General features: G+C 65.0%; 19 protein-coding genes and 3 tRNA genes. 13 read left to right on the top strand and 9 right to left on the bottom strand.

Features of this window, described 5'->3' with window-relative positions; all coding sequences use genetic code 11:
* Positions 1-225 precede the first annotated feature (225 nt).
* The 5 genes from ACOOGH_RS16275 to ACOOGH_RS16255 all read left to right on the top strand — a co-directional run bounded on the left by ACOOGH_RS16275 (position 226) and on the right by ACOOGH_RS16255 (position 6484).
* The gene (locus tag ACOOGH_RS16275; RefSeq protein WP_420449909.1) at positions 226-1419 is read left to right on the top strand and encodes a tyrosine-type recombinase/integrase; all 1194 of its coding nucleotides are present in this window, start codon (positions 226-228) and stop codon (positions 1417-1419) included.
* A gap of 415 nt (positions 1420-1834) precedes the next feature.
* On the top strand, positions 1835-2890 hold the full coding sequence (locus ACOOGH_RS16270; RefSeq protein WP_420449908.1) for a porin: 1056 nt from the start codon (positions 1835-1837) through the stop codon (positions 2888-2890).
* Positions 2891-3001: 111 nt separating this feature from the next.
* A complete protein-coding gene (locus tag ACOOGH_RS16265; RefSeq protein WP_420449907.1) occupies positions 3002-4447 on the top strand; it encodes an ABC transporter substrate-binding protein in 1446 nt (481 codons plus the stop codon).
* Entirely contained in the window at positions 4444-5184 is a 741-nt protein-coding gene (locus tag ACOOGH_RS16260) for a hypothetical protein (protein ID WP_420449906.1), read from the top strand. The genes ACOOGH_RS16265 and ACOOGH_RS16260 overlap by 4 nt, the downstream gene beginning before the upstream one ends.
* A gap of 1 nt (position 5185) precedes the next feature.
* On the top strand, positions 5186-6484 hold the full coding sequence (locus tag ACOOGH_RS16255; protein ID WP_420449905.1) for an OFA family MFS transporter: 1299 nt from the start codon (positions 5186-5188) through the stop codon (positions 6482-6484).
* A gap of 281 nt (positions 6485-6765) precedes the next feature.
* Here the strand turns inward: ACOOGH_RS16255 and ACOOGH_RS16250 are convergent, their stop codons facing one another.
* On the bottom strand, positions 6766-7086 hold the full coding sequence (locus ACOOGH_RS16250; RefSeq protein WP_420449256.1) for a GYD domain-containing protein: 321 nt from the start codon (positions 7084-7086) through the stop codon (positions 6766-6768).
* A gap of 492 nt (positions 7087-7578) precedes the next feature.
* Here ACOOGH_RS16250 and ACOOGH_RS16245 point away from each other — a divergent pair, with 492 nt between their 5' ends.
* From ACOOGH_RS16245 to ACOOGH_RS16215, 7 genes are all read left to right on the top strand, one after another.
* A complete protein-coding gene (locus ACOOGH_RS16245) occupies positions 7579-7974 on the top strand; it encodes an HU family DNA-binding protein (protein WP_420449904.1) in 396 nt (131 codons plus the stop codon).
* Between the two features lie 711 nt (positions 7975-8685).
* A complete protein-coding gene (locus ACOOGH_RS16240; protein ID WP_420449903.1) occupies positions 8686-9039 on the top strand; it encodes a bactofilin family protein in 354 nt (117 codons plus the stop codon).
* Between the two features lie 1235 nt (positions 9040-10274).
* Entirely contained in the window at positions 10275-11030 is a 756-nt protein-coding gene (locus tag ACOOGH_RS16235) for an energy transducer TonB (RefSeq protein ID WP_420449902.1), read from the top strand.
* Between the two features lie 48 nt (positions 11031-11078).
* Positions 11079-12311 (top strand): IS256 family transposase, encoded by a 1233-nt coding sequence (locus ACOOGH_RS16230; RefSeq protein ID WP_420438216.1) that lies wholly within the window; start codon positions 11079-11081, stop codon positions 12309-12311.
* Positions 12312-12389: 78 nt separating this feature from the next.
* On the top strand, positions 12390-12713 hold the full coding sequence (locus tag ACOOGH_RS16225) for a hypothetical protein (RefSeq protein ID WP_420449901.1): 324 nt from the start codon (positions 12390-12392) through the stop codon (positions 12711-12713).
* On the top strand, positions 12710-12883 hold the full coding sequence (locus ACOOGH_RS16220) for a hypothetical protein (protein ID WP_420449900.1): 174 nt from the start codon (positions 12710-12712) through the stop codon (positions 12881-12883). The genes ACOOGH_RS16225 and ACOOGH_RS16220 overlap by 4 nt, the downstream gene beginning before the upstream one ends.
* Before the next feature lie 52 nt (positions 12884-12935).
* Positions 12936-14228, top strand: coding sequence for a hypothetical protein (locus ACOOGH_RS16215; RefSeq protein WP_420449899.1), 1293 nt, complete (start codon positions 12936-12938; stop codon positions 14226-14228).
* On the opposite strand, the gene ACOOGH_RS16210 is transcribed toward ACOOGH_RS16215, so the two are convergent.
* From ACOOGH_RS16210 to ACOOGH_RS16195, 4 genes are all read right to left on the bottom strand, one after another.
* The gene (locus ACOOGH_RS16210; RefSeq protein WP_420449898.1) at positions 14222-15466 is read right to left on the bottom strand and encodes a hypothetical protein; all 1245 of its coding nucleotides are present in this window, start codon (positions 15464-15466) and stop codon (positions 14222-14224) included. The two genes, ACOOGH_RS16215 and ACOOGH_RS16210, sit on opposite strands and share 7 nt — an antisense overlap.
* A gap of 86 nt (positions 15467-15552) precedes the next feature.
* Positions 15553-16644, bottom strand: coding sequence for a hypothetical protein (locus tag ACOOGH_RS16205; protein WP_420449897.1), 1092 nt, complete (start codon positions 16642-16644; stop codon positions 15553-15555).
* A gap of 811 nt (positions 16645-17455) precedes the next feature.
* Entirely contained in the window at positions 17456-18121 is a 666-nt protein-coding gene (locus ACOOGH_RS16200) for a hypothetical protein (RefSeq protein ID WP_420449896.1), read from the bottom strand.
* Between the two features lie 260 nt (positions 18122-18381).
* Positions 18382-18465, bottom strand: a tRNA-Ser gene (locus ACOOGH_RS16195).
* Positions 18466-18772: 307 nt separating this feature from the next.
* Here ACOOGH_RS16195 and ACOOGH_RS16190 point away from each other — a divergent pair.
* Positions 18773-19228 carry a hypothetical protein gene (locus tag ACOOGH_RS16190; RefSeq protein WP_420449895.1) on the top strand — a complete coding sequence of 152 codons (456 nt, stop codon included), beginning with the start codon at positions 18773-18775 and terminating at the stop codon, positions 19226-19228.
* Positions 19229-19257: 29 nt separating this feature from the next.
* On the opposite strand, the gene ACOOGH_RS16185 is transcribed toward ACOOGH_RS16190, so the two are convergent.
* From ACOOGH_RS16185 to ACOOGH_RS16170, 4 genes are all read right to left on the bottom strand, one after another.
* Positions 19258-19330: transfer RNA gene (locus ACOOGH_RS16185), tRNA-Gly, on the bottom strand.
* Between the two features lie 25 nt (positions 19331-19355).
* Positions 19356-19429, bottom strand: a tRNA-Val gene (locus ACOOGH_RS16180).
* Positions 19430-19520: 91 nt separating this feature from the next.
* Positions 19521-20525, bottom strand: a complete 1005-nt coding sequence (locus ACOOGH_RS16175; RefSeq protein WP_420449894.1) for a radical SAM protein — start codon at positions 20523-20525, stop codon at positions 19521-19523.
* A gap of 4 nt (positions 20526-20529) precedes the next feature.
* On the bottom strand, positions 20530-21204 hold the full coding sequence (locus ACOOGH_RS16170; RefSeq protein ID WP_420449893.1) for a hypothetical protein: 675 nt from the start codon (positions 21202-21204) through the stop codon (positions 20530-20532).
* Between the last annotated feature and the right edge of the window lie 2 nt (positions 21205-21206).

Genomic DNA, 21206 nt, shown 5'->3' with positions numbered 1-21206 from the left:
GTTCGAACCCACGTGGGCTTGCGCCCTACTTCTTAGCGGAGGGGGTGTCCGCCTCCCCGCCATTCCCGTGCAGTCCATGCTGATCCCGTAACGTGTCCTAAATCCCTTTCCCCAAGAATGTTACACCCGCCATGCCGTCCCTTGACGTCCCGTGATGTTCCGGGTATTCTTGAACACGATGTGGGACGTACCGTGGGACAACAGATGAGACGGTAACCAAGAGCAATGACCTCGAAGACACCGAAACCAGCGACCGGACTCACCGGCCTGTTCGTCCGCAACGTCGGTCACAGCGGCAAGACCGGTCCAGACAAATACGGGGACCAGCACGGCCTCATCCTACGGGTGCTTCCCTCCGGGAGCAAGCAATGGATCTGGCGCGGCACCGTTGGCGGAAAGCGGGTGGATATGGGCTTGGGCGGATACCCTTATGTGACGCTCGCCGAGGCCCGCCAGAAGGCTTTCGAGTACCGCAAGTCGGCCCGCTCCGGCGAAGATCCGAGGCTGGCCAGAGAGGCCTCGCCGAAGTTCAAGGAAGCAGCCGAGACGGTGATCGCCATCCACCGTGCGTCTTGGCGTCCCGGCGGGAGAAGCGAGGGTCAGTGGCGGGCGAGTCTTCGCGACTACGCGATGCCGCGGCTGGGCGGGAAGGGGATCGACGAGATCACGACGGCGGACGTGATGGAGGTCCTGCTCCCGATCTGGTCGAGCAAGCCGGAGACCGCGCGGAGAGTGCGCCAGCGAATCGGCGCGATCATGAAGTGGGCGGTGGCTCAGGGCTACCGGGAGAGCAATCCGGCCGGTGACGCTATCGCTTCGGCCCTCCCGCGCCACGGGAAGGGCCGTCAGCACTTCCGGGCACTTCCGCACGGGGACGTGGGCGCGGCGCTTGAGACGATCCACGCTTCGCGGGCATGGCCCGCGACCAAGCTCGCCTTCGAGTTTCTGGTTCTGACGGCGGCGCGGTCGGGCGAGGTCCGCCACGCCATGTGGCAGGAAATGGACGTCGGGACGGAGACTTGGACGGTCCCGGGCGACCGCATGAAGTCCGGGCGTACACACAGGGTGCCGCTGACTCCGAGGGCGATCGAGGTCCTCTGCGAGGCTCGCCGTCACGCAGGCGGCGATGGACTGGTCTTCCCCTCTCCGACCAATCGGGCACTCTCGGCCAGCACGCTCTCGAAGCTGCTCAGGGAGAACGGCGTTGCCGCCGTGCCCCATGGGTTCCGCACGTCGTTCAGAGTCTGGTGCGGCGACACCGGCGTGGCCAGGGAGGTTGCCGAGGCGGCCTTGGCCCACGTCGTACGTGACAAGGTGGAGGCCGCATACGCCCGAGGAACCCTTTTCGCGCGGCGGCGGGAGGTGATGGAGCAGTGGGCTCGCTACCTTGCCAGGCCCGCAGGAGCGGACCCTGCCTGAACGCAAACCGGACAGGTACGGACAAGGGGGGTACGAAACAGCGTTCTTGGCAACGATCAAAGGCGTCCCGTCGCGAGACCGACGCTCAAATCGAACAGAGGTGCAGGCTCTTCCGTCCCCCGATTGAGGTCTACATCTGGTTGGACCCTGCTCTCGACATGGAGCATAAGGAAGCACAATTCGGTCCCCATCTGGCCCAACCCTTTCTGTGGCTGGGAAGCTGACTGCGATAGGCACCGGCTCGCGCTTGTGGTCCCCACGCTTCGGAGGTTCGGGCTTCGCCTCTCCAAACTGTCGGTCTTCGGGATCCCCCTTTGGTACTGCGCAAGAGAACGGCGCTGGCGGTCTGGCCAGAGGCAGCTATCTTCGACCGTGACCGGGCCGCCCGGGACCTTCTTCGAGAGGGCAGATCCACATGAGCATACCTTTCAGCGGAGTGGCAGCCGTAGTCGGCTTGGGACTGGCACTTGTGATCGCCGGGCCCCTGAACGCACAGGAAATTGGGGCACGCGGCGGGTCCAGCGTCACCATCGGCGCCAGGATCCAAGCTCAGTTCGAGGCATCGAGCGTCGACGACACGCCCTCATCGTTCTTCATCCGCCGTGCGTGGGTGACGATGGACGGGCGGCTGAACGATCTGGTGGCGGCACGCGCGCAGTACGATATCGACGGGTCGACGGTGCTAGAGGCCTACCTCGAACTTACGGCGAGCGAAGCGCTGCAGGTACAGCTGGGCCAGTTCAAGAAGGGGATTTCGGAGTTCTGGCTCGTGCCGAACGCTTGGCTCCCGATCATCGAGCGCGACGCTCGGGTCACCGGCGTCGATCACTGCCCCGGTGTGGGCAGCGTGTGCTCCTTTGGTCGTCTGACCGGCGCATTGGGGCTGGACAACTACGAGCCGGGCATCCTCGCGCAGGGTCGCTTCGGGGAGCGTTTCGGATACCGGTTCACACTCACCAACGGTGAGGGAATCGGCTACAGGGACGTGAACCGCGGCAAGTCCGCCTCCGGTCGCTTCTCGGTGTTCCCGGCCGCCGGCAGCCGAGTGTCGGCCTACTTGGCCCTGGACGAGACGCTGGATTCGCATGGCGAGACGATGGGCGTGCCGGCCTACGGGGCCGAGGTGGAGATCGGGACCTGGCTCGACGGTCCCCATCTCATGGTCAACGCCCTGCAGGGCCGCAATTGGAAGCTGGACGACGACGCGAAGTTCTCGGCCCTTCAGCTCATGGCTTTCTGGTATTTCCCCTTGGCGCCCGAGTCACACTTCGCGGCGGTCGAGCCGATGGTCCGGGTTAGCTGGGTCGACTCGGGTGCCGAAGATCCCGACAAGGTCACGGGTACGGTCGTGACCCCGGGCGTGATGGTCTACTTCGTGGGCCGGAACGGGATCTCCACCAACGTGGATTTCTACACGTCCGGCGATCATTCCGACTGGTCCCTGAAAGTCCAAGCGTTCGCCTTCTTCTGATCGCCGGTCAAGTTCGGCAGACCGGTGCCGCCGTGCTTTGAATCTATGTCTGCTTGTGATAGACTTCGACTATTGGTCGGATCGGTCGATGATCGAAACGGAGGTCTAGGCATGTCGGGCGTAAGCGACAGCCTCAATCAAATCGACCTAACCGGGGGAGTTCGTGGTGTGCGGTCTTCTTCTCGATCCCCGGACTCTGAGGGCCCTCCGTCCGGCGGGCTCCTGACGCGCCGCTCCGCGATCCGCGCCGGTCTCGCCGGTCTGCTCGGCGCGCCCTTCGCGGCATCGCTCAACGCCTCTCTCGGCGCCCCCTCCCGACCGCTCGCTCCCGGCCTGCGCTGGAGCGGAAGGAGCCGCGCGCAGCCTGACGACGAGATCCTCCTTGGCGTGTCCGCGGCCTTCTCCGGGCCCTCGCGAGGACTGGGCACCGAACTCTACCGCGGCGCCATGGCCTGCTTCGGCCAAGTGAACGAACAGGGCGGCGTCAACGGGCGGCGAATCACCCTCAAGCTCTACGACGACGGTTATCAGCCCGATCCGTGCGTGGAGAACACGCTCAAGCTGATGCTGGAGGACGAAGTCTTTCTGCTGTTCGGCTACGTCGGCACGCCGACCGTCACCCGCGTCCTGCCGCTGCTGAAGAAGTTCCAGGACCAGCAGATGTACATCTTCTTTCCGTTCACGGGCGCCCAGCCGCAGCGGGAAGCGCCGTACGGGGAGTTCGCGTTCAACCTGCGCGCCTCCTATGGCCAGGAGACGGCCGGTCTCGTCGACAACTTCGTCCGCATCGGGCGGCGGCGCATCGCCGTCTTTTACCAGGCCGACGCCTACGGGCGCAGCGGCTGGGCCGGCGTGAGGGCGGCGCTGGCACGGCACGGGGAGACGATTGCAGGCGAGGCCACCTACAGGCGAGGCACGCAGTTCACGAGCATCATGCGGCCGCAGGTCGAGATCCTGCAGGAGGCCGAGCCCGATGCGGTCATCTGCGTGGGCGCGTACGCCGCCTGCGCCGCCTTCGCCCGCGACGCGATGGATCTGGGTCTGCACGTGCCCATCGCGAACCTCTCCTTCGTGGGGAGCGAGAACCTGCTCTCCCTTCTCGTGGAGGCCAGCCGCGACGACCCGGCCCATTACACGCCGTGGCTCGTGAACTCGCAGGTCGTGCCCAGTTACGAGGACACGACGATTCCGTCCGTGCCCGAGTACCGGGACCTGATGGACCGCTACGATCCACAGGTGCCGGAAGAGCTGGTGGTGGAACCGTACGACCCGTTCCCGTACAGCTTCACGAGCCTCGAGGGATACCTGGATGCGAAGCTGCTGACGGAAATCCTGCGTCGGATTGACGGCACACCGGAGCGCGGCAAGCTGAACGACGCGGTGTTCTCGGTGCGGAACTATGATCTGGGGATCGGCGAAATGGTCTCGTTCGGGCCCGATCGACGACAGGGCCTCCAGAGCGTCTACCACACCGTCGTGGAGGACGGCCGCTTCGTCACCCTCAACGACTGGGAAGCCAAGTTCGGCCTGAACGCGACGAGCGACGGGGCCTCGTGAACCAGCCGGAATCAAACGAGATCCGGATCAAGAAGCTCTTTCGGAGGACGCGCTTCGGCATTTTCGTCCTCTTCGGGGCGATCGTCTTCTCCACCTCCGCCCTTTCGATCCGCACGGTCTCCAGCCAGCTGTCGGAGGAGTACGAGAGCAACAGCGCGAACATCGCCAAGAACATCGCCGACTCCAGCGTCGACATCCTCCTCAACCGCAACCTCGCGACGCTGCAGTCGCTCATCGACCAGTTCGTCGAGATCCAGAGCATCCGGTACATCTACATCACGAGCGACACCGGCGAGATCCTGACCCACACGTTCGTGCCGGGCGTCCCGGACGTGATCCGCGAGGGCGACCCGCACGCCACCGAGCCGATCGAGCGCAGCCTGCCGGGGATGGGCGATTTCGTCGAGGTCGGGAGCCCGATCCTGGCTGGCCAGGCCGGCACGGTGCATGTGGGGATGGACCTGGACCTCGTGCGGCTGAAGATCCAGCGGGCCACCGGGCAGCAGATATACCTCATCTGCATCATTCTCATCGTCGGCATCCTGGGCTCGATCTGGTTCGTGAGGCTCGCCGTCACGCCGCTGGAGGATCTGCTCTCCTACGTGGTGACGCTGGCGCGCCGCGACGAAGCCGCGGCGACCGATGCGAAGGTGCTGGCGCGCGATGACGAGATCGGGGAGATGGCCCGCCTCATGCTGCACGCCGTGAAGGGCGAGACGGCGCCGGGAGCGGACTGACGTGGCCTCATCCACAGAGGGCTGGAAGGCGCCCCGAGTCGCGATCGCCTTCTTCTGCACCGTCCTGCAGGTCTGCTTCGGCACGGTGTACGCCTGGAGTTTCTTTCAGACGATTCTTGTCCGGCAGGCCGGCTGGACGTTCACCGAGGGATCGCTGGCCTTCTGCATCGCGATCTTCTCCCTCGGAACGGCCGCGGCCTGGGCCGGCCAGCTGCTGCCCAAGGTGGGGCCCCGGCGTCTCGCCCTCATCGGAAGCACCCTGTTCGCCGGTGGCTACGTCGTGGCGAGCGTCGCGTTGCGGCTGGATTCGATCCTGCTCTTCTACCTCGGCTACGGGTTCATCGGCGGGATGGGCATCGGACTGGGGTACGTGACGCCCGTCACCACGGCCGCGAAGTGGTTCCCGGACCGGAAGGGACTGGTCACGGGCATCGTCGTGATGGGCTTCGGCATCGGCGCGCTCCTCCTGAGCAAGGGTCTCGCGCCCCTGCTCGTCGTGCAGACGGAGGGGGACCTTGCGCAGACCTTCCTGTGGCTGGGGATCGTCTTCGCCTGCATCCTGATCCCGAGCAGCCTGGTCATCGACGACCCCCCCGCCGCCCAGGTCGCGCCGTGGAAGCAGCCCGCACAGGTGGCCCCGTACCTGAAATCCAGCCAGTTCGTCATCATCTGGATCGTCTTCTTCTTCAACATCGCCGCGGGCATCTCGGTCATCAGCTTCCAGTCCGAACTCCTCCAGGAGGTGTGGGGGCTGGCCGATCCGAGCGTCGAACCAGCGGTGCTTGCGGAGTACGGAGCGACGCTCATCGCGGCAAGTTCCGTGTGCAACGGGCTGGGACGGATCCTGTGGGCGTGGCTCTCCGACCGCGTGGGGCGCGTGGCGGTGTTCCGGATGCTGCTCGCGAGCCAGATGGTCGTGTTCGGCGTCCTGATGACCGAGTCCAACCCGTGGGTGTTCTCGGCGCTCGTGTGCTACGTGCTGCTCTGCTTCGGCGGCGGGTTCGCGACCATGCCGTCGTTCATCCTCGAGGTGTACGGTCCCAGGAACATGTCGAAGGTCTACGGCGCGATCCTGACTGCGTGGGCGGCAGCCGGCATCTGCGGCCCGCTGTACGTCGGATACCTGAAGGACAGCTACCCCGACCGGGCGGTCATGTACTGTTTCCTGATCGGGATCCTGATGCTGGGCGCGGGCTACCTGTTCTCCTACCTGCTCGACGATGACCGCGTCCGCCTCGGCCGCCCGACGGTGCGGCAGACCCTGGAGCGCTACGGCATCCCCGTCCCCGACCGGTCCTGACGGGCACCGAAGCGAAATAACGCGAAAAGGGCCGCCTACGCCCCGACCAAGGCAACCCAAGAGCTACTCCAAAATGACCCATCACCCGGTAACCCGGTCGCGGATGCAAGTCGCACAGGTCGCGGCGAAACCTATCTCAGCTACAACGGAACCTCGATGCCGAATCTTCGATCACAACGCTCTTTCCACACATTTCCGGAACCTGGATCAGCCCCGGAAGCCGGACCCTCACTGAGTCAAAATATGGTCTGCCCAGACCCCCAGAAGAGGGGATGAGCCCATCAAGCTCCCGGTGGGCGATACGCGACGCCCCGCGCGACCGCCTCGTCAACGGTCTCCGGGTCGACCAGAACAGTCACGGCGACCGTAAGGGCCCCGGCTGCCGCGATGTTCAGCGATAATGACAGGGCTGCTGTCTCGTCCGGAAGGTCGGCGATCAAGTAGAGGTCGTCGTCGCCGAGAGCGTAGTAAAACCCCTCCAGCGTGCCACCGATGCTCTCCACGGTTTGGCGCAAGGCCTCACGCCTCCCAGTGCCTCCCTCGGCAATCAGACCTTTCAAGCCGGACGGCGTGTAGCTTGTCCGCAACATGTACTTTCCCACGTTCCCCTCCAATTCCTTGGCCCACAGTCGACGGTGAAGAAGCCTCTCTCGTAACGATCGCGAGTCGGCATCTCGCTAGACCCGAGCAGTTCACTTCCGAAGCCAGATTCGACCATACCGAACCCGCCGTCAAGACGGTCTTGCCATCGCCTCCGGCGACGAGGGACAAGTTTCGTTAGCGTTTGCGCCCTGCCGACCAATTCAAAACGCTCTGAATTGCCGTTGACTCACGTCAATCCCGAGATGCGACCGCGTACGCCGCAAGATGGGGCCGATACACCCCCCGAGGCTCGTCAACTCCGGCCGGGTGTGTCACATTTTCGGCCGCCATTGACAGTTGGTACTGGGTTGCCGTGGATCACCCCAAAACCACTCTTTCCGCGCCGATAGCGGTCACCCGCCGGTCCAAGCGCGAGGCCCCGTTAGGCCGACCAAGTCTCGTTGGAGACTTGCTGCGTCACATATCCTCGACGCCGTGAGCGAAACGCTGGTGTGGCGACCACATCGGGACCTGGGGTTTCGGGCACCTTCAAGGTGCGACACCGCAGGGGAACGTGCGGCAATCCGAGAACTGGCGAACCGGTCGAGGTCTCGCCGCGTGTTGAGTCGGCATTCGAGCCTTCGAGTTGCCTCAGCATTCGAGTGGACCAACGTTGCGGCGCATCCGGAACTGACAAAGCCCTTCGAGGCCGCTGCGTTGTAGGCCTTGGGACGGCGTTCCCGCCGGCTCGAACACCGTTAGGTAGTCAAGCAAGCAAGCAAGCAAGCAAGCCAGCCGACTCCGTGTTGAACACGGCGGACTGGCAAGGGGTTGGCTGCGCCCCCCTTGGACCCCCAGCGTCGGGTCCTCCACCTGGCTCGTCGTCGTTGACGGGACTGGTGCGTTGACGGCGGAGTTCGAGCGCATGGGCGATGGCCCGGGCGAGCCTCGGCGGGTTGGACACATGGTGGCCCGGCCCGAGGGCGTGATTGTCGACGATGGACACCGCGCTTACCTCATCTTCGGGCCGACGGATCGTAGGAACCCTCCGTCCGCTTTGCGGATGCGGACGCCAGACGGTGCGATACGGTCGGGAGGGTGCAGAATTGTTCCTGACACGAAGTGCGACGGCGAGCTTCACCCAAGGGGAAGCACCCGTGAGTTCTGGGGACCGCACGCTCTACCGAGTGTCGCTCGACGAGGGGGAAAAGGCGGTTACGGTTCCATTCCCCGAGGGTTGGGAACCACGCCCCGGGCGGCAGGTTACGACGGAGGCACAGAATCCTTCGGACATGTTCGGTCTGCTCCCCGACGCGCACGTCTACTTCTCGCCCGGCATGGTGTTCGATGTCGTTCCCGGCGGCGGAGTGCGGATTCCGATTCCTCCGCGGTGCCCGGTCAGATCCAAACCCTGCATAGCCTGCGGTCGGTCGCATACGTTGCTTACGTGCGACAGCAGGTCTAAAGCTGTATGGTGGCTGTGCGACCGAGATCGCCGGAGACAACTGTAAGCGGAGTGTCGGCGGCGTCCAGGTCGCCAACTGGACGGATCCTCGCAAGCGGACTCTCTCGCCCTCCTCGGATGTGCGACAAACTCAACTCCAACGCCAGGCTCCAAGATGCTGAATAAGAGCTCCTCGCCGTCGAGCGACACCAGTTCGATCATCGGTCCAGGGATGTCCGTAATCGGTGACTGCAAGACCACGGGCGCAATTCATATTGAAGGCCATGTCGAAGGTGATGTGGAAGCCGGCGCGGCTCTGGTCGTCGGCGAGAACGCCGTGGTTCAAGGCATTGTCTCCGCCGAGGACGCCGTGATCTTGGGGCGTGTTGAGGGGAATCTGACGATCTCTTCGCGCCTGAAGGTGCGAGCCTGCGGTCGCGTAGAGGGTGACCTCGACGCTCAAACGATTGTGATTGAAGAGGGTGCGGTGATCGAAGGAACCCTGAAGATGGGAGCCAATCCGGCCTAGTAGCCCTCCCGGCAAGCGCTGTGCTGCGGGTGCGCGCGGCGCCTCCTTCGGGGGTCGAGGTTGGCGTGACTGACCTTGTGCTTCCACACGAAGCAGTGACGTCTCCACTCTTCGGCCATTCCTCCTACGCCCTGCGCCGGTCCACGGGTCTGCATCGGGGGTTGAGGTGCATGTACACGGATTTCGCCATTCCGCCCAAACCCCCACCGGTTCCGCATGTCGCTGGCCATGTTTCGGTTGCGTCACGCTTGGCGGATCGTTCCGCTGCCGATCCGGGCCTTGGAAGGCTTGGCTGCGACCCATCGGTCGATGCCCGGTGCGGGCATCGCGGTAAGGTGGGGATGCGCACACCCCGCCGCCTCCGGGGTCGCTCCCTCTCCAGCGACCCTCGCGGGAAGGCCATGAGCGCCGCCATAGGTGCAGCGGATGACCGTGGCGGCCAAGTCCGTTGCAGCATCGAGTGCCCCATGGGGAGGGCGAAACCTCCGCAGCGGGGTGACCACGGCCTGCGCCTCGCCCGGCAGGGCGGCGGTCCGTAACCCGCGACCCGGTCGGGATCGCGGACCTCACAGGGGGGATCGAAGGGGCGCGCCCCTCGTCAGCCTCCGTGTTATACACGGGGTATGCTGGCTTACGCCCCTTAAGAGCGTGAGCCAGCCCTCGGCGGAGCCGCCGAAACCGCCTCCCGGGCCGCCGCCCGGAACAGCGTCCACCGGGTCGTCGCTGGCAAGCTCCCCGGCCTCTTGGTGGCCCGCCCCGAGGACGGCGAAGACGTACCCCGACGCTCCTGCCGCGCGGTCGCATGCCACTCGCCCCCCCGGGTTACCTCGGGGACCGGCGATCTTCGCTCTCAGGTGATCCCACGGCCCTTATGTTCCCCACCAGGTTCCCCACCACGGGCATCTCGGAGGGGAAATGCCGCCGCACGCCGCCAGCGGCACCCGCCTCGCCGCTTTCAGCCTTCGGCCCGCCCTGCCCTGCGGGATCGACTCCACTCGATCGTTGGTTGACATGCTGGTTCGACGAATTGAGGGCTGACCGCTTGCACCGGGCAGTGTCAGCTCGCCATTTTCGAGCTCGTTTGAGAGCCCCGTTTCGGTGCCTGATCGGGGGGGTACACCATCCACGGAAACCGCCGACCATCAGTCGTGTGCTTGATCGCGCTGGGCTTGGTTTCGTGCACGGCCCGAGTGCCGCTGCGGTATTATCCTGACGCTCCGTCGGGACGCACGCCCGTGGAAGTACCGCCCGTCCTCAAGAACCCCACCGAGGTGGGAGCGATGATCGTCCAAGCCTATCCTAGGGACCTCTTCGCCCGGGGAGAGGGGGGCCGAGTTGAGGTGTGGGTGCATGTCGACAGCGCCGGCAACGGCACGTCAGGGGCGGTGAAGACGCCCAGCGAACAGGATGCTCTGGACTGCGCCGCGATGCAGGTCGCAGACGTGATGGAGTACGATCCCGCGCTGGATCGGGGTCTTCCGACGGAGGCTTGGATCTCGGAGTGGGTCGAGTTCCGGCCGGAGGCTGTCGCCTCGACGGCACTCGATCCCGGTGGCCCGCCATGCGAGCCGTGGGACGAACCGCCTGAACTGCTCAACCCCGACGACGTCGGGCGTTGGCTCGAGCGATCATATCCGCCTGAACTGCGAGCGCGGGGCGTGGGCGGCCTTGTGGTGCTGCGGCTGCAGATCGGCGAGTTGGGTGAAGTCATGGCCTACGAAGTCAGTGTTTCGAGCGGCCATGAAGCGCTGGACGACGCCGCCGGCATCGTCGCCATGAACATGCGCTACAGACCCGCGAAGCGGCTTGGTCGTCCAATCAGCGTCTGGCTGGGGCAACCCATCGTGTTCATGACGCAACAGACGCCGGTGCCCGGTGGCGGTGTTTCGTCGCGGGACAGGCCCATGGGGTGCCGCATGAACCTGCGGATGACTCCAAGGGCGCCTACGCGGGAGAAGCCCGAATGTCGACTCCGACGGGGAGTGTGCTGATTTCTGTGTAAATGGCCATGGAGTAGACTCTGGAAGCGGGAGGAGACCATGGCGAGGAAGAAGGATGCGACGGAGCGGGAGGTAGACGAGCTTCTCGACAGCCTGCTGGAGGGCCGCAGCCCGGAAGAGATCATGGGCGGAGGCGGTCTTCTGGAGGCGCTGACGAAGCGGGTGGTGGAGCGGGCGCTGGAGGGAGAGCTCACCGACCACCTGGGCTACGAGAAGCACGCGAGAGAGGGCCGCAACGGCGGCAACTCGCGCAACGGCCGTACGCGGAAGCGAGTGAAGACGGACACGTCGGAGTTCGAGATCGAGGTGCCTCGGGACCGTGATTCGACGTTCGACCCGAAGTTCGTCAGGAAGGGCCAGCGTCGGCTGGGCGGGTTCGACGAGAAGGTGATCGCGCTGTACGCGCGGGGCATGACGACGCGGGAGATCCAGGGTCACCTGAAGGAGCTGTACAAGGTGGAGGTCTCACCGTCGCTGATCTCGGCGGTGACCGACGCGGTCCTGGAGGACGTGAAGGCGTGGCAGGGCCGGCCGTTGGATACGGTGTACCCGATCGTGTATCTGGACGCGATCCACGTGAAGGTGCGTTCCCGGGGCCACGTCCGGACGCACGCGGTCTACCTTGCCCTGGCCCTGACGCTCGAGGGCAACAAGGAGCTGTTGGGGCTGTGGGTGGGCGAAGCGGAGGGGGCGAAGTTCTGGCTCTCGGTCCTCACCGAACTCAAGAACCGGGGGGTCGAGGACATCCTGATCGCAGCGATCGACGGCCTCAAGGGCTTTCCCGAGGCGATCGAGTCGGTGTTCCCGAAGACGCAGGTCCAGCTCTGCATCGTGCATCTGGTGCGCGGCTCGCTCCGGTTCGTCGCCTGGAAGGAGCGCAAGGCGGTCGCCAGGGACTTGCGGGCCATCTACAGGGCTCCGAGCCTGGAGGCGGCCGAGACGGCGCTGGAGGCCTTTTCTCAGCGCTGGGACGAGCGCTTCCCCATGATCAGCCGGAAGTGGCGGGCGAACTGGGCGAACCTGACCCCGTTCTTCGATTATCCGCCCGAGATCCGCAAGGTCATGTACACGACGAACGCGATCGAGGCCCTGAACGCGCAGCTCACGAAGGTGACGAGGAAGCGCGGCGCGTTCCCAACCCCGGAGGCGGTCAGGAAAGTGCTGTACCTTGCGATCGAGAGGGCGTCACAGCGCTGGACCCGGCCCGTTCAGGACTGGACCGGCGCCCTGAACCACCTGTCGATCGTGTTCGAGGGCCGAGTGCCCGTATGAGTGCGAGGGCCATTTACACAGAAAATCTGACAGTCCCCTCCGACGAAGGATGCAGCGCGCACCCGCTCGCGATTTGCCTTGCCGCCCTTGGCCCTCGCCCTCCTAGTGGCTTGCGCCGAAGGCGGAGCTGGTCCGACCATCGGCGCTGCGGGTACCCTCGACGGCCCCGACGTGATGGTGAACGCCGTCACCCAAGACGTCTTCACCGTGGGCTCGCCTGTCGGCGACGACTGGGACACCTTCGGCAGCGTGCGGGCCGTGAGATTCGACGGAGAGGCCAATCTGCACATCCTCGACAGTCAGTCCGCCCGCGTCCTTGTGGTCGGGCCGGACGGATCGCTGATCCGCACGGTGGGAGGGCAGGGTGAAGGCCCGGCGAGTTCAACTCCCCCAGAGGGTTGATCGTCGCCCGCGATGGCTCCTACACGGTGATGGGGCTCGCACAGATCGACCTCCTGAACCCCGGAGGCGAATTCGTGCGGCGCACTACCATGGACCCGATGACGACGGGAGTGGTCCGGGCCGACTTGGCACTGCCCGACGGCCGCGTGATCGATCAAACGGAGCGGTGATGTGTGGCGTCGAGTGAGCAGCCCGGCCATGTGGGCGGGAGGACATTATCGCGTGACCCTGTCGGCAGCGCTGCTGGTCGCCGTGTTGTCGCCGACGGAAGTCCAGGGACGGCAGCAAGGGTTACCGGACGCCGCTGCCCGGACGACGTTGGCGACCGTCCGCCCGGTCAAAGGTCAGGTTCGACAAGCTGCGCTGGTAGCTCGCGTTCCGGCTGCTTCGGACGAAGATGTACCGGCCGAACGCGGAATCATCGACGCGACTTGGGTGGCCGCCACGCCCGGCGGCTTTGCCGTGGTGGACCGACTGTCCAGCAGCGTTGCGTTCTTCAATGACGGTGGTGAGTGGCTGGGGCGGGTCGGGTCGGCCGGAGAGGGGCCGGGTGAGTTCTCCGGAGGCATCCTCCATGCGGTGGCTGTGGCCGACAGGCTCTGGGTGCCGGATGTTCGTCATCGCCGCGTAAACATCATTGACATCCCCAGTCGTACTTGGCTGGACTCGAATCCGCTGGATGTCCTTCAAGGGTTCCCGTGGGCCTTGCTGTCTCCCGGTGACGAAGTGCTGGGTGCCGCGGTGATGAGTTGGGGTTTCGGCTCCGAGCCGCGTACGATGAGTCTCAATCTGTGGACCGGCGAGGCCATGGAGCCGGCCTTTTCTTGGGCCGTGGACGAGGACCGACGGGGTTGGGCATCCCGAACGCTCGTTGTGGAGGGCAATCGGCATGGCACCGTCGCCATTCTAGACCGTCAGGGGGGCAACATCCGAGTGCGGGACTTGGCGGGGAACAACCTCGCACGGTTCGTCTTCGCGGAAGACGCCGGCATGGAATTGTCGGAAGAAGATCGCGTTTGTCTGGAAGCTCTGCGCGAACCGGTGCTCGCGAGGCGAATGCGAAGTCTCGAGCGAAGGCTGGGGGGGCTGGCCACGGAGGTTCCGACAGACGTGGCAAGGCAGTTGACGAACGCGGCGCGCGGAGGACGCTCCGAGCAGCCATCGCCATTCAACGACCGATACCCGCTTTTTCTGGATGCAAGATTCGATCCTGAATCCGAGACCGTTTGGGTGGCTCGCCCGCTCACAGCGGACGAGATCAGGGAACTGCCCGTCCAGTTGGGCTGGGATGTGCTCGATAGCTCCGCCCGGTACTGGGATGCCTTCTCGTATGACGGGTCGTTCCGATATCGACTGGAGGTCCCGGTCGGGTTCGTCCTAACCGATGCGCGGGACGGACGATTCTACGGTTACGAGATCGATCCGCTCGGTACGAAGCACGCGGTGGTTCTCTCATTGACGGTGTCTACGGCGTCGATAACCCCGTGCGGAGGGCCTCCGACTGCCTGTCAGTAGCTTGGGTGAAGCTCGTACCGGACAACGTACGGCACATCCAGCGCGCCCCGGATCTGGACCCAGATCTCGTTTCGGCTAGCGTGGAAGATGTACGGTCGATACCCGTCCTGCAGCGCCTCTATTCGCACACTTCCCTCCAGATGGCCCTGTTCGTCGTAGATCTCCCACAGGTTCGTGGCGCGGGGCCAGGTCTCTCGCAGCAGCCAGATCGAACCGTCGCTGCCGGCCAAGATCCTTCCAACCGGGGGATGTGTCTCGGGGAACGTGATGAGCTCGCTCGCGATCCGCCTCCGGCGTTCCGCGTCCCGGACGCCCCACGGGGGCCTCAGCCGTTCGGGTGTACGGTCCCCGGCGATGCCGGCGGCAAACCACTCCCGCATCAGTTCCCGCTCCTCCCTCGTCACCGGCAGCGGTTCGTAGGGCACGGCGCTGTGGAGCAGAGTGTCGCCGGCAATCCCGATCCTGAGGAGGTCGAAGGTCGAGTGTTCGTCCTCTGAGCGCACCTCCCCGATGTACACCACCGCCGATCCGTCGGCCTCGGTGACCACGGGAAGCCAAGATTCCTCATTGGAGGGCGTCAACGGGTGGGGGCTCATCAAGCCGAAGCCCCGGTCGTCCTCTTCCCTGTGGATCACATGGTCAGCGAGGTGGCGCTTGACGATGGCGATCGTGTCCACGATCTCGCCGGCGGAGGACAGCCGCCGCAGCGGAACTTGACGTGCGAGCAGGAACCGCTCTGCCTGCTCGTTGACGGTGCGGTACGGCAAGAATGTCCCGTCGGCAAGCGGCGTGCCGGGCGCGAACGTCGATCCCTCCGTCGGCATCGGTATCTTGAAGCCGATCTGACGGACCGGTGTGCCGTCCGCGAGGAAGAACTGTGTCGTGAACCGGTCGCTCACCCACAGCGTATCCGCCCGCCAGCCCATCCTCTGTGGTGGAGATCCGAACTCGCCGGGTCCACCGCCCGCCCGCCCGATGCGGCCTGCCGGACGTCCATCGGGCAGGAATATGGATACCGAGTAGTCCCAGCTCTGAAGCAGGTAGATCCGACCATCCGGTCCAGTGTTCATGGCCCGAATCGGACTCAGGGCGTCTTCGCCGTCAAAGGAGCCCAGCCGCAGGGTCTCCACGAGTTGCCACGGCGCGTCGCACGCCGACTGCTGCGCGGCTGCGAGGCTCGGAAACACCAGGGTCGCGATGATTTTCGTGAGGACGCGGGCCGATACGCAGCCTGACACTACCGTGCCTCCCCCTGTAGACGCGATCGACCCCCAAGTAATCCGGAACATGGTTCGGCCGCGCAAGATGGAGGTCGGCCTACCCATCAGGGCCGCTCGGTCAGCCGACGTAGCTCCACCGTCTGAACGTCGAATGCGTCGCGGGTCAGGACGGCCACATTGTCGTCGTCCGCGGCCAGCACGATGATGTCGAGTTCCGATGCGGCCACTCGCCCGACGAGCCCGCCATCCGGTGAGTACACGGTCCACCCGCTCCCGCCACCCGGAGCCAAGCCATCGTAATCAGGCACCCACAGCGCCCCTCCAACCGCCCGAGGCCGTCCGTAGTAGGGGTAGAACCGAGGCAAGTCGTCCGGGTCGATGCCGTCCAGGTCGGGAACGGAGTCGCGGCCGCCGGAGGTGAGCGTCCTCGGCTCGAGGGGCTGGTACGGATCCAGTTCGTTGACCGGATTCCCCGTGGCGTCGAATGCCCGGATCACCGGATCCGTGTTGTCCACGACATGGTATCTGTCGCCCACGACGACCACCCACACTTCACGGCGGTAGGGGTAGATGCTCATGGTCTCTGGGGAGGCGTAGTGCTCGGAGCCCAAGTGCGTCCCGAGGCTTTCAGCCAAGGTCCCGGCCGGATCATGCCTCCCCAGTTCAATGTTGAACCGGCGAATCATGGGTGCCTCCGCCCAACCGAAGGCCCACGCCGAGACGAGGATGGATCCATCGGGGAAGAACCCTTTGACATCCGCTGCGCTGTGGTTCCCCCAAGGCCGGATGGGCACCGTTCGCTCCAGCGCGCCGGAGCGGTCGCGAACGGTCACGCGCCAGAGGCGGTTATCGAACGTGTAGAGCTTGTCGCCGATGGCCTCAACGAGGTCCAAGCTCACATATTCGCCCGGGCCTTCTCCCTCGCCGCCCACCGTGTGGAGCAGCTGGCCGGTCGCCCGATCATGGTACCGCAGTGAGGATGTGCTCTTCTCGGCCAGGATGAGGACATCGTCCATGAGCACCGCACCGATCACCTCGTGGAGTGCCTCGTCGGGGTCGTCGCCGATCGTGAGCAGGGCAGTGTCGTCGATCCGCCTGTCCTTCCGCTCGGAAGGTGCGTCGGCGGTGCTTGTCGCGTGGTCCAATCCGCCGATGGGCAGGACCAACAGCGTGACCATGAAGAAGAACCTGAACATTCTGACCTCCCGGGGCGATGTGCAGGAGGCCCAAGGTAGGTTGCCGATCTCCGGTTGGCACGTTCGGGCGCGGGAGAGTGCGAGGGCCATTTACACAGAAAATCTGACAGTCCCGCGGGAGATTCCGGGCCTCGCAATCCGGCGAGCCGCATTTCGGCTTCACGGTCGGCTCTGGGTCTTGGAGATGCCCTCGACTGGGCCGCGACCATGGCCGCCAAGTCGGCGCGCCGCCGATTACGGCGCGATGGCCAACCCCCAAGATTCGCCCGCGCAGACGAACGGTGCCAAGCCTCTGGCGCACGGTCTCCGCGCGGCGGCGCGGGATGCCTTGGGGATCGAAGGGGCGCGCCCCTCGTCAGCCTCCGTGTTATACACGGGGCACGCTCTTAGCACCGGTAACGGCCCTAAGCCAGCGCCTCAGCGCCCGGTTTCGGTCCCGAATCGCGACGCTCGCCAGCGACTTAGACGACCGGTCACCCGTGAGCCGACGCCAACGCTCGGCCGACCGGCTCGCCACGGCTTGCCTCGTCGTCAAGGGTCGGGGTGAACATCCCACCCTGCGACGGCACGCGAGACTCACGCCACCTCACATGCGCCATGAAAAATCTTCTCGCCAGATCTCCCTAAGCTTCACCTCCATGGCACCGTGCAGAGAACTCACGAAGTGTCGGGCGGCGGGTTCGGTCATCGTATCATCGGTCAGGGGCATCCACCTTTGGATCCAGGCCGTCGTGAAGCGCGGCGCGTCGTCCCCGACGGAAGGAGCCCACTCCGTAGATTGCCCGCAGAGAATCAGCCCCAACACGCATTCTCAATCCCAGCGATCATCGCAGATCTGCTCCTGTACGGTGTTGAACACATCGGATGTGACGCGGAGGAGTTCCCCGTCGTCAACGCGCTGCGCGGAACTCGAATCGCCTGTCCAAGTTGAGGGCAATCCAACCCCGAAGACCGGATCCGCTGATCTGCTGCACTGCCTTGCTAACGCATGCTCAGCTTGTTCGGCTTCAAGCTGGTGATCCGCTTCGCTTGCAACACCGATGGTCTCGCCCCGATACGTGATCCTGAAGTCCGGCTCGCCCGCCATGACCTCGGCGCCACCGAGGTGGAACATGGCGGCCAGAAGGAGTTCGAACTGCCAATCGCGCCCCGGACTCCGTCGACGAGATGGGACTAGGGCGTCGTCTAGCATCCGCTTCAGCTTGTCGTGGGAGAACGGCGTATCGGGGCGGCGACATCCGTACGCGGCCGACACGATTAGCACCAGATCCTCCGCCACGCGCTTCGCCGCATCGATCTTCGGGTCGAACATCCCATACCCGTCGAACGTCTTCAGCCGCCTCAGGGCCTCGCGCTGTCTGCTACTTGGGTTCACCCTGACGCCCATCAAGCCCAGCACGTCGATGCCTTGCTCCAGACGAGTCGTGACCAACCCCGAAGGTGTGTCCCGGATGTCGAAGCCCCCATCCCAACCCATGATGCCGTCCTCCACCACATGGCCGCCAATTCCTCGTTGAGGGGCTCGGCGGCTCGACAAGCAGCTCGGCTCGGGCGTGCCCCGCCCGCAATCGGTCTCACGGGATTGCCATCCATCCAACAGCCCAGCCTCCGGGGTCCTGCGGGTTATATTGGCGTCCCGATCCTTCTCGCTCGAGGAGGGGGACTTATCGTGGGACGCACAGCATGGCGACAGCTCACAATCTGTTGTAATACATGGGATTGTGTCTACATCCGAAGCGGAGGGGGTGGGATTCGAACCCACGTGGGCTTGCGCCCGCCGGTTTTCAAGACCGGTGCATTCAGCCGCTCTGCCACCCCTCCGGGACGGCGCCGTTGCCCGCGCTTGAGGGTCTCGCGCGGAACGGGCTGCTCTCGGGCAAGGTACTGCCCTTGGAGCTGTGAATCCATCAGGAATGGCTGCGGCGAGTCGGGGGTGGGATTGACTCACCTGCTTCGCAGATTCGTCGAGCTCGCGCCCACCGGCGGCGAAACCATCGGGGGAAAGAAGACCGTACGTCGAGGGTCTGTTGTCCGAGGTCGTGGCGACCGGCACCTTCGAGCTTCGAATCGACGAATGGCTTCAGATCGGCGGCGCCGTTAAGGGCGGCCGCACGAAGGGAGGGATGTAATGACGAGGATCGGACGTACGACCTTTCGGATGAAGGCTGCACTTGCCATGGCGCTCGCAGCGATGGCCGCGATGTCCGGCGCAGCGCAGGCACAGGAGTCGGGCCTCATCGGAACGTGGGACGTGACGACCGCGATCCCCGCCATGCCGACCGCCCCGACGTTCAACATGACGTGGACCTTCGCGTCGGGGGAAGACGGAGCCCTCACCGGAAGCTGGACGGGCGAAGCGGAGGGAGAGAGCAGGTCGGCGGACATGTCCGACATCTCGGTCGATGGAGACGCCTTCGACTTCAGCGTAAACGTCACGGAGCAGGGACAGACTGTGGTGCTTTCCTTTGAGGGGACGACGGCGGGGGATGAGATCAGCGGCACGTTTGAGATGGGCATGGAAGGAGTGCCGGCGATGGTCAGCGGCACCTTTTCCGGCGCCCGGGCCGAGGCGCACGCCTCCTGAGCGGCCAAGGAAGCGGCTGGAGGGAAAAAAGCGGGTGACCGGTCTCGAACCGGCGACCTTCAGCTTGGGAAGCTGACGCTCTACCAACTGAGCTACACCCGCAGGTCGCGCTGACTGCCACGGCGAATGGGGCGGGAGGGACTTGAACCCCCGACTTCTGCGATGTGAACGCAGCGCTCTGGCCAGCTGAGCTACCGCCCCAAGTCCCCTTGCGGGGCCAGCGATGTTACCCCGCAACCCCGTCGCGTGTCAAAGCCGAAGCCGCCACTGTTCGCGGTTGCGGCACGGGTGCTCAGGTGCGCCAGGGCGTGAGCATCCTGAACAGGGCGTCCGTGTTGTCCTGCACGAATTCCTTGACGCTCTTCTCGGTGTTCGCCCGTGTGGAGATGTAGCACTGCTGGCACGCGTTCTGCTTCGTGAACTTCTCCAGCATGTCTTCCTGCCGGTCGAAGTACGCCATCACCATCGCGCACGGCGTGAGCCTTCCGTCCGGATTGATGACGAGGAAGCGACGTCCCGCCTGACAGCCGGGGATCCCCCCCTCCGTCAAGAAGCGATGGAATTTCCACAGTACGCGCGGGGTCGTGTAGACCGGATATCCGGCGTTCCGGAGGTCGATGACCTCCTGCAGGCTGTCCGCCAGCCCGTCCAGCCCGTCTCCCTCGATGAGCCCGTCCCGGTCCTGCACCCTCAGGTGGGTGTAGACGGAGAAGTTGATCGGCACGCCCCAGTCCTTCGCGACGCGCACCATGTCGCCGATGTCCCGGTAGTTCCACGCGGTAATGCAGACGTTGAGCAGGATGTCGTCCTCGTCTTCGCTCCTGCGGGCAATCTCGGGGACGACCTTCGCCATTCGCTCGAACAGCCCGGGGATGCGCCGGAACTCGTCGTGCCTTTCATCCGGGAAATCGAGCGAGGTGGACAGCTGGTGCATCCCGCTGTCCTTGAGGCGGAAGAAGCGCTCCGGCGTGAGATTCGACGCGTTCGTGACCACGATCATCCAGGGCAGGCCGCCCTTGTTCGTCATCGCATCGACGATGTCGTAGACGTCCCCGCGCGCGAGCGGCTCCCCCCCGGAGGCGTGCGACACGACGGGCCGGAGTTCCCGGCAGATCGCCGCGTAATCCTCCGCCCCGAGGCGCTCTTCCTTGATGGGGCCGCCCCAGTTGCAGTGCCAGCAGTTCGCCGTGCAGGCGTGCGTGATCTCGAACGAGACGGAGAGCGGCTTGTTCTGAATCCGGTTGCGGATACCCCGCGCCAGCATGCGCGCGGCAATGGCACCAGAGATGTTCGGCATCCGATCAACCCCTCCAACGCTGGTACCCTGCGGGGATGACCTTCACGAGGTACAGCGCGAAGACCACGGCCACGCAGGCGATCAGCACCCAATTCGGGATCGGGATCGTCGCCCCGAGGAGGGCGAGAAGGTAATAGCGGGGAAAACGGGCGACCACCAGCGCCGTAACCCATTTCCACATGGGGTACTTGATAGAGAACGCCAGAAACTTGAAGGGGAAGAAGGGGATGGGCGCGAAACCCGTCGCCACGATCGTGGCGAATGGCCACCTCATGAACCAGGAGATCGCCTTCCGATAGAACCTCTTCCGCTTGTACGCCCGGATGTTCTGCAGGTTCAGGAGGGGGACGAAGACGAGGTGGTCCATGACCCCCGCGATGGCCGTACCGAGCGTGGCCCACGCCGCGGCGAGCCACAGGTCCGCGACCTTCCCGAAGTAGATGAGGACCGGCTCGTGAGGGAAGACGGAGATGGCCGTGTTCGCCGGGATGGAGTAGAAGGCGAGATACAGATAGCTGTCAGACTCAAAGTCGCGCAGGAGGAGGATGGAGGTCGTGATCCCGGTCGCGATCATGAGCCCGCCGCAGATCCAGACCGCGGGGCCGAGGTGCGTCCCGCCTTCCGCCTCGGGCACGCCGCCGACTTCGTCGCCAACCCTGTCGATCTGGTCCTGCCCCAAAA

Source organism: Candidatus Palauibacter sp. (assembly GCF_965213655.1).
Lineage (GTDB): Bacteria > Gemmatimonadota > Gemmatimonadetes > Palauibacterales > Palauibacteraceae > Palauibacter.
This window is presented reverse-complemented; position numbering and strand designations above follow the sequence as displayed.